We start from the raw sequence: 7,657 nt of genomic DNA, 5'->3' as shown, positions 1-7,657 counted from the left end.
CCTCGACGAACTCATCGACCCACCACCCTTCTGACACCACGAGGGCCGCACCGAGTGAACCGAACCTCCTGGGGGCACGGATTTCCCCCACTCCGAGCGGGTCTTTGGGGGATGGTGAGGAGATGAGCGCGATCCCCGCCAACCCGTCTGACGGTTCACTGGCCGACGTCATGCCGTCAGTTGCTGCGGCCCTGGGGCTTGACCTTCGCAACCCCCTGCACCTACCGCCGGCTCGGGACGCAGTACTCGTACTCATCGACGGGCTTGGTGCGGAGCTCATCCGCCAGCACGCCGAGGAGGCCCCCACCCTCGCCGCGATGACCAGCCGCATGATTTCCGCAGGTTTTCCCTCGACAACTGCGACCAGCCTGACCAGCCTCGCGGTGGGTGCCCCGTGTTCCAAACACGGCATCGTGGGATACAGCTTCCGGATCTCCGGCGAGTCCGGCGGTCCGCCAGCGTCGTTCAATCCATTGCGGTGGACGGTCGAATCGTCGAGCGGCCCCTCGGCGATGGATCGCTTCCCGCCCCGACAGGTTCAACAACAGCCGAGCATTCTAGAGCTGCTTGCCGCTGACGGGGTCGATGTCACCTACGTCATGCGAGAGGATTTCCGCGAGTCGGGACTGACCCGCGCAGCGTTCCGGGCGGGGGGCGACTATCGGGCGGCGAGCACCCTTGACGAAGTCCGCCAGGGAATACTCGACACCTTCAGTCAGCCATCTCGCGCTCGACGGTTCGCTTACGCCTACTTCGGCGACCTCGATCTCATCGGCCATGTCCACGGGCCAGGGTCTCCCGAGTGGCTGCAGTCCCTGCGCGCAGTGGACAGGTGCGTCGCGGACCTCGCGACTGACCTGCCCCGCGACTGCAAGCTCATCTTGACGGCAGACCACGGGATGGTCACTGCTGAAACCGTTGTCGACATAGACGCGGCGCCGACGCTGCTCGCCGACGTCGAGACCGTTGCCGGCGAGCCCCGAGTGCGCCACGTCTACGCGCGACCGGGATCGGCCGACGATGTCCTGGACACGTGGCGGTCAGAGTTGGCCGGGCGAGCCCGGGTGATCAGTCGTGAGCAGGCACTCGACGAGCACCTCTTCGGACCTGACCGAGACCACGCCGATCGTCTGGGCGACGTCATCGGCATCGCCGCCGGAGGGGTGATTCTCGCGCGTACACAGCTCGAGAAGATGGAGTCATCCCTGCTCGGCCACCACGGGGCCAACACCACTGATGAACAACACATTCCGCTGCTCATTCGTTGACCCCGTCCCCGACCCGGCCGACCTCCGGGTCAGCAGGTGACGAGCTCGGTCGGGTCGCTCGTGGTGTCCAGCCACCGGCCGTACGCGGGCGGACCCACCGCTCGCACATCGCTGCACAATTCCCCACGCGTGTACCCCGACGGCCGGTAGACCGCGTAGATGACATTGCCGTCCTCATCGCGAGAACGCAGGGACGGGCACGCCATGTCGGTACGGAGGTAGGACGCCCCCGGGTGCCTCGACAGCGCGGAAGAGATCTCCTCCGAGTAGGCCCCCGGCGTGACAGCCGAATACAGGACCACGATTCCCCGGCCATCGCAGGCCGGCCTCGACATCGGTGTGGCCAGGCCGAGATCCCCCGCCGCGCCCTCAGATCGCGGGCACTCGTTCAGGAACGCGGCCAGTTCGGCGGGCATCCCGTCACCCTCCGCATCATCCGAGCAGATCCCCGAAGGAATGCCGGTATAGCGACTCCAGGTTCCGTCGGCGCGACCGAGGATGTACTGGGTGTCCCCGGCCGGTTCGCCGGCCGGAACGTCCACATGAGCGAGAGCCCAGTCGCCCAGGCACCGATCGATGTTCACATCCCGGCGGGTGATACCCGCTTCTGCCGCGATCTCGTCCGGGTCGCACGGCCCCACCCCCGCCACTCCTGCGCGCGTGCCGTTCCCTGTCGAGGCCGAGGGGGCGCCCTGCCTCGTCGTCCACGCTTCGGAGGGGGTCGTCGTGGGTGCGAAAGCCGCGCCCGGCTGGTCGTCGTCGGACGCGAGCAGGTACCCGACAGTGCCTGCGAGGGCGATCAGCAACACGACGATGAGCGCGCCGAGCGCCCAGACCACCGGAGAGCGACGCGCATCCTGCGGAGGCTCTCCGTACGAGGCGTGCCCCCACCCCTCGTTACCCCAGCCGGGTCCGTTGGGCGGACTACTCATGGTCACCACCAGCAACGGGGTCGGGGTAACCGACCGATCCGATCTGAATGACGATCACTTTATCCGGTATCGCGAAGCGAGAGCCCCGGTTCGCCGACGGTCTCCCGAACGCGATGATGTCCCGACCACACTGCGCTGTCCTGAGCGTCCTGCGACCCGCGGCCCCCGGTTACCGGATGCGGACGCTGCCCTCCGTTACTACCGTCGGAGGCATGCGTGAACGCGCATGGCACGACCAGAGAGGAGCCCCGCACATGAAGGCAGTCACCTGGCACGGCAAGCGCGACGTCCGCGTCGAGGACGTTCCTGATCCGAAGATCCAGGAGCCCACCGACGCGATCGTCAAGATCACGAGCACCAACATCTGCGGATCGGATCTACACCTGTACGAGGTGCTGGGTCCTTTCATGAACGAGGGCGACATCCTCGGTCACGAGCCCATGGGAATCGTCGAGGAGGTCGGCGCCGAGGTGACCGGGCTAAACCCCGGGGACCGCGTGGTGATGCCCTTCCAGATCTCCTGCGGCCACTGCTACATGTGCGACAAGGGCCTGAACACCCAGTGTGAGACCACGCAGGTCCGAGACCAGGGTATGGGCGCCGCGCTGTTCGGCTATTCGGAGTTGTACGGCAGCGTCTCCGGCGGCCAGGCCGAGTACCTGCGCGTCCCGCAGGCCCAGAACACCCACATCAAGGTGCCGCACGAGCACTCCGATGACCGCTACCTCTACCTGTCCGACGTCCTGCCCACCGCGTGGCAGGCCGTCGAGTACGCCGAGATCCCCGACGGCGGCACGGTCGTCGTTCTGGGCCTCGGGCCGATCGGGGACATGGCCGCGCGGATCGCCGCCCACCGTGGTCACCGTGTGATCGGTGTGGACCCGGTGGCCGAGCGCCGGGCCCGTCAGGCCCACCGGGGGGTGGAGGTCCTCGATCCGACCGACGTTCCCGGCGAGATCGGCGATGCGATCCGCGACATGACCGACGGCCGCGGGCCCGACTCCGTGATCGACGCGGTGGGTATGGAGGCGCACGGCTCGCCGGTCGCCAGCGCTGCGCACGCCGCCGTTGGGCTGATGCCGAAGTTCTTCGGCAAGAAGATGATGGAGCACGCAGGGGTGGACCGCCTCGGGGCGTTCTACGGGGCGATCGACATCGTGCGCCGCGGTGGGGCCATCTCGCTCTCGGGAGTGTACGGAGGCACCGCCGATCCCATTCCGATGCTGACGTTGTTCGACAAGCAGATCACCCTGAAGATGGGCCAGGCCAACGTCAAGCGCTGGGTTCCGGAGATCATGCCGCTGCTCACCGACGACGATCCGCTGGGCGTCGACGACTTCGCCACCCACCGGCTCCCGCTGGCCGATGCGCCCCGCGCGTACGAGATGTTCCAGAAGAAGGAGGACGGCGCCGTGAAGGTGGTCCTCGAGCCGTGACGGAACTCGCCGGACTCCTCCTGGTCCGCCACGGTCAGAGCGTGGGCAACGTCGCCAATGACAACGCCCGTGCCGCCGGCGCCCACCGTCTCGACCTGGACCACCGTGATGCCGACACCCCGCTGTCGGAGTCGGGAGTGGGACAGGCTCGGGCAGTGGGCACCTGGCTCGGCGGATTACCCGAGGACGCCCTGCCGACGGTGTGGCTCACCTCGCCCTATCGCCGTGCGGCGGACACGGCCACGGCTGCGCTCGAGGCGGCCGGCGGCAGCGCGGCGGGCGGTCGGGCGAGTGGCACCAGGCTGCTCACCGACGAGCGACTTCGGGAGCGCGACCTGGGGATCCTCGACGGGTTCACCGGCCGGGGCATCCGGGAGCGGTACCCGGAGGAGGCGGAGCGGCGGGACCGGATCGGCAAGTTCTACTACCGCCCGCCGGGTGGTGAGAGCTGGACCGACGTGTTGCTACGCGTGCGGTACCTGCTGACGGACCTCCGGCAGCAGTACGCGGGCGAGCGGGTCTGCGTGTTCAGCCACCAGGCCGTGATCATGTGTTTCCGGGTCGCGTTGGAGCAGTTGGACGAGGAGGAGGTCCTCCGGGTCGATCGCGAGGACCCCCTGCCCAACTGCTCGGTGACGATCTATCGCCAGCGGCAGCTCGCACCGAGGCAGCACCGCCCGGGGCGGCACGAATCGGTGGGGCACCACCCCGGCAGCGCGGGGCTCGAGCTGCATAGCTATGCCGACACGACGGCCGTGGAGCGCGGCCATGCGCCCACCACGCGAGAGTCGCCTTCAGGGAACGAGGAGGCGGCGAGATGAGCGGCGAGGTGAGCAGCGAGTCGGTCCTCACGCACCATGCGCTGCGGGACTGGGCGCTCCCCTCCCCCGGTGGTGGAAAGGAGGGCCGCGGGCGGGTGCTGGTCGTCGGTGGCAGCAGGTCCACCCCGGGCGCTGTGCTGCTGGCCGCCGAGGCGACGCTGCGGTGCGGGGCCGGCAAACTACAGATCGCCACCGCCGGGTCGGTGTCGTCGTCGCTGGCGATCCACATTCCCGAGTCGAAGTCGATCGGTCTGCCCGAGGACGACGCCGGTGAACTCACCGCCGCGGGGGCGGACACGATCGTCGAGCTCGCCGAGGGGTGTGACGCCGTGGTGCTCGGCCCCGGGATCTGCGAGAAGGTCGCAGCGGTGGACTTGCTCTCGGACGTCGTGCCCCGGCTGGACACCACCCTCGTGCTTGACGCGCTGGGGATGGCCTACGTCACCGAGAACCCCGGCGGACTCGCCCACCTCGACGGCCGCGCGGTCCTCAGCCCCAACCCCAAAGAGCTCGCCCGGACCCTCGACGTGCCGGAGGACGACGTGGAGGCCGACACCCCGGGACACGCCGTGGCGCTGGCCGAGCGCGCGGGGGCCGTGGTGGTGACCGGCACCTCGACGTCGTGGATCGCCGCCCCGGACGGCCGACTCTGGCGGGACGAGACCGGTTCGTTCGGGCTGGGGATCTCGGGATCGGGTGACGTCAAGGCCGGGCTCATCGGCGGGCTGCTCGCCCGGGGCGCCGAACCCGCCCAGGCCGCCGCGTGGGCGACCCACAGCCACGGGCGGGCAGGGGAACGATTGTCCGCACGGATCGGTGCGACCGGCTTCCTCGCCCGCGAACTGCTGGCCGAGATCCCCGGCGTCCTGGTGGAACTCTCGTCCTGAACTGCTCCACGCGGAGGGGAATCGTGCAGGTCCGAAGCCATCTCGTCGTGCGTCGTCCGTCCCGCAGCCCGGTGTCGACGACCGCCCGCAGCGTCGTCGCCGTTGTTCTCACCTCCGCCGTCACCACCCTCGCGGCCGCATGCGGCGGACCCATACCCAAGGACACCGACGGCAGCCTCGCGCGCATCACCGACGGCGTGCTCCGGGTGGGCGTGTCGGAGAACCCACCGTGGACCGAGGTATACGACGACGGCCGCGTCGCCGGTCGGGAGGTCGACCTCGTCACCGGCTTCGCCGGAGCCCACGCTGCGGACGTCGAGTGGACGCCGGGCGCGGAGAGCGAACTGGCAATGGCGATGGCCCGCGGTGACCTCGATGTGGTCGTGGGTGGGCTGACCTCCGACTCGCCGTGGGAGAAGGAGGTCGCACTGACGAGGCCGTACGCCGAGGAGGTCACCCCGGACGGGGACACCGAGAAGATGGTGATGGCCACTCCGCTCGGGGAGAACGCACTGCTGGTGGCGTTGGAGACCTACCTCGCCGAGGCCGGGGGTGCATCGTGAGCGACGAGAGGGACAGGGGCCGGGGCGAACGCGCGGTGGCGGGCATGGCCTCGGGGCTCGGTCGCGACGACCTGCCCGTCGAGCAGCGGGAAGCGCTGCGCCGGGCGATCCGCCTGGAGTGGGCCACCCTCGCGGTGATGACCGTGACCGTCGCCGCGGTGTACGCGGTGTCGGGTCAGTCGCAGGCGATGAAGGCCGCGTGGATCGAGGACTCGCTGTCGCTGCTCCCGCCGATCGCTTTCCTCGTGGCGATCCGGGTCTCCCGCATGCCGCCGACCGCCCGCTTCCCCTACGGCAGGCACCGCTCCGTCGGGATCGGGCACCTCGTCGCGGGGGTGGCGTTGCTCGCGATGGGGGCGTTCCTCGTCGTCGACTCCGGAACGGCTCTGCTGACCCGTGAACGCCCGCCGATGGGGGTCGTGGTGATCGGCGGGCAGGTGATCTGGTCCGGGTGGCTGATGATCGCGGTGATGGCGTTGTCCGTCATCGGGCCGCTCATCCTCGGTCGCATGAAGACCGGTCCCGCCGAGGCGCTGCACGACAAGGTGCTCTACGCCGACGCCGACATGAACCGGGCCGACTGGAAGACCGGACTGGCCACCATCGTCGGTGTGCTGGGCATCTCGCTCGGCCTGTGGTGGGCGGACGCGGTGGCGGCGCTCGTGGTGAGTGCGTCGATCGTCCGGGACGGGTGGTCAAACCTGCGCGGGGCGATCGAGGGACTCGCCGATGCGCGACCCACCCGGTTCGACGGCACGGACCCGCACCCGCTCGTGTACCGGATCGACGAACTGCTGGCGGGCGTCGACTGGGCGGATGACCACGGCGCGCGGGTACGCGACGAGGGGCACGTCTTCCACGTCGAGGCGTTCCTCGTCCCGGCCCGCGGCCGGGAGATCACCGTCGAGCGGCTCGCGGACGTGCGCCGGAGGCTGGCGGAGCTGAGCTGGAAGATCGAGGACGTGGTGGTGACGGTGGTGTCGGAGGTACACGACGCCCACCGGCCCTGCTGACCGGCTGCACGTCGTCGCCCGGGCTGGCAGGCTCGGGGTATGACCTCACTCGAGACCATCCGAACCGCCATCGACACCGCGACCGAGCCCGAGGCGCCGGCGCTGGAGCGTGCCCGCATGATCATCGTGGACAAGCTCGGCGAGCGGGACAGCCTGGCGCTCGACGAGCTCGTCGAATCCGTCTGCGAGGCGTACGAGGCGCCATCGGGCGAGCCGCTGCGGCTGGTCGACGTGGATCCGTCCGCGCCCGACTCCGACACCCCGGCCCTACGGAACCTGCGCTACGCCCGGGCCGCGCGCACGGCCATCATCGACCTGCTGGACGAGGGGACGATCGTGGCCGTCGATCCCCTGCCCGGCGACGGCGAGATGGTCCGCGCCACCGGCGAGGGGGACCCTGCCGGAGGCGGCGCGGGTGATGGCACTGCGGGACGTACCGGAAGAGACTTCGACGACGACGAGGTCACCGCCGCCAAGGAGACCACCGACGCGGCGGCCGCGAAGGCGGGAGCCGAGGAGATCGTCCTCGCGACGGGCCCGCAGCCCGAGGGGCGGCGGTTCGCGCTCGGGGACCGCTGACCCCCGGCCGGCGGGGTCGGGGCGCGACAGGGACGACTACAGGGTGAGCGTCTCGTCCGGGTGGTCGGTGTCCTTGAGCGGCTTCTGGGCCCCGCCGGACAGGGTGGTCTCACCGATCCGGGCCTCCCGGTAGCGCTCCGCCTGGGCCTGCGTGATGG

8 protein-coding genes are annotated in these 7,657 nt (G+C 69.9%); 7 read left to right on the top strand and 1 reads right to left on the bottom strand.

Annotated features, from left to right (window positions below):
• The first annotated feature begins 122 nt into the window (after nucleotides 1-122).
• The gene (locus tag G6024_RS10220) at nucleotides 123-1,268 is read left to right on the top strand and encodes an alkaline phosphatase family protein (RefSeq protein WP_159148632.1); all 1,146 of its coding nucleotides are present in this window, start codon (nucleotides 123-125) and stop codon (nucleotides 1,266-1,268) included.
• Nucleotides 1,269-1,297: 29 nt separating this feature from the next.
• On the opposite strand, the gene G6024_RS16685 is transcribed toward G6024_RS10220, so the two are convergent.
• The gene (locus G6024_RS16685) at nucleotides 1,298-2,200 is read right to left on the bottom strand and encodes a hypothetical protein (protein WP_235027853.1); all 903 of its coding nucleotides are present in this window, start codon (nucleotides 2,198-2,200) and stop codon (nucleotides 1,298-1,300) included.
• A gap of 254 nt (nucleotides 2,201-2,454) precedes the next feature.
• Here G6024_RS16685 and G6024_RS10210 point away from each other — a divergent pair, with 254 nt between their 5' ends.
• The 6 genes from G6024_RS10210 to G6024_RS10185 are packed head-to-tail and all read left to right on the top strand — an operon-like array spanning nucleotide 2,455 to nucleotide 7,499.
• A complete protein-coding gene (locus tag G6024_RS10210) occupies nucleotides 2,455-3,636 on the top strand; it encodes a zinc-dependent alcohol dehydrogenase (RefSeq protein ID WP_119192921.1) in 1,182 nt (393 codons plus the stop codon).
• The gene (locus G6024_RS10205) at nucleotides 3,633-4,457 is read left to right on the top strand and encodes a histidine phosphatase family protein (RefSeq protein WP_159148631.1); all 825 of its coding nucleotides are present in this window, start codon (nucleotides 3,633-3,635) and stop codon (nucleotides 4,455-4,457) included. Before G6024_RS10210 ends, G6024_RS10205 begins: the two co-directional genes overlap by 4 nt.
• Entirely contained in the window at nucleotides 4,454-5,344 is an 891-nt protein-coding gene (locus tag G6024_RS10200; RefSeq protein ID WP_119192923.1) for an NAD(P)H-hydrate dehydratase, read from the top strand. The genes G6024_RS10205 and G6024_RS10200 overlap by 4 nt, the downstream gene beginning before the upstream one ends.
• 23 nt (nucleotides 5,345-5,367) lie before the next feature.
• A complete protein-coding gene (locus G6024_RS10195) occupies nucleotides 5,368-5,907 on the top strand; it encodes a transporter substrate-binding domain-containing protein (protein ID WP_227022248.1) in 540 nt (179 codons plus the stop codon).
• Entirely contained in the window at nucleotides 5,904-6,920 is a 1,017-nt protein-coding gene (locus tag G6024_RS10190; protein ID WP_313313464.1) for a cation diffusion facilitator family transporter, read from the top strand. Before G6024_RS10195 ends, G6024_RS10190 begins: the two co-directional genes overlap by 4 nt.
• Nucleotides 6,921-6,959: 39 nt before the next feature.
• Entirely contained in the window at nucleotides 6,960-7,499 is a 540-nt protein-coding gene (locus tag G6024_RS10185) for a hypothetical protein (RefSeq protein WP_159148630.1), read from the top strand.
• Nucleotides 7,500-7,657 lie beyond the last annotated feature (158 nt).

The sequence above is a fragment of the Dietzia maris genome (assembly GCF_014144855.1).
GTDB lineage: Bacteria > Actinomycetota > Actinomycetes > Mycobacteriales > Mycobacteriaceae > Dietzia > Dietzia kunjamensis.
Note: the sequence above shows the minus strand (reverse complement) of the source record. Positions and strands in the feature narration are given on the sequence as shown.

What these genes read in the sequence shown, in the direction of transcription:
- G6024_RS10220 (WP_159148632.1), top strand. Translation starts at nt 123, where the DNA reads ATGAGCGCGATCCCCGCCAACCCGTCTGACGGTTCACTGGCCGACGTC.
- G6024_RS16685 (WP_235027853.1), bottom strand. Translation starts at nt 2,200, where the DNA reads ATGAGTAGTCCGCCCAACGGACCCGGCTGGGGTAACGAGGGGTGGGGG.
- G6024_RS10210 (WP_119192921.1), top strand. Translation starts at nt 2,455, where the DNA reads ATGAAGGCAGTCACCTGGCACGGCAAGCGCGACGTCCGCGTCGAGGAC.
- G6024_RS10200 (WP_119192923.1), top strand. Translation starts at nt 4,454, where the DNA reads ATGAGCGGCGAGGTGAGCAGCGAGTCGGTCCTCACGCACCATGCGCTG.
- G6024_RS10185 (WP_159148630.1), top strand. Translation starts at nt 6,960, where the DNA reads ATGACCTCACTCGAGACCATCCGAACCGCCATCGACACCGCGACCGAG.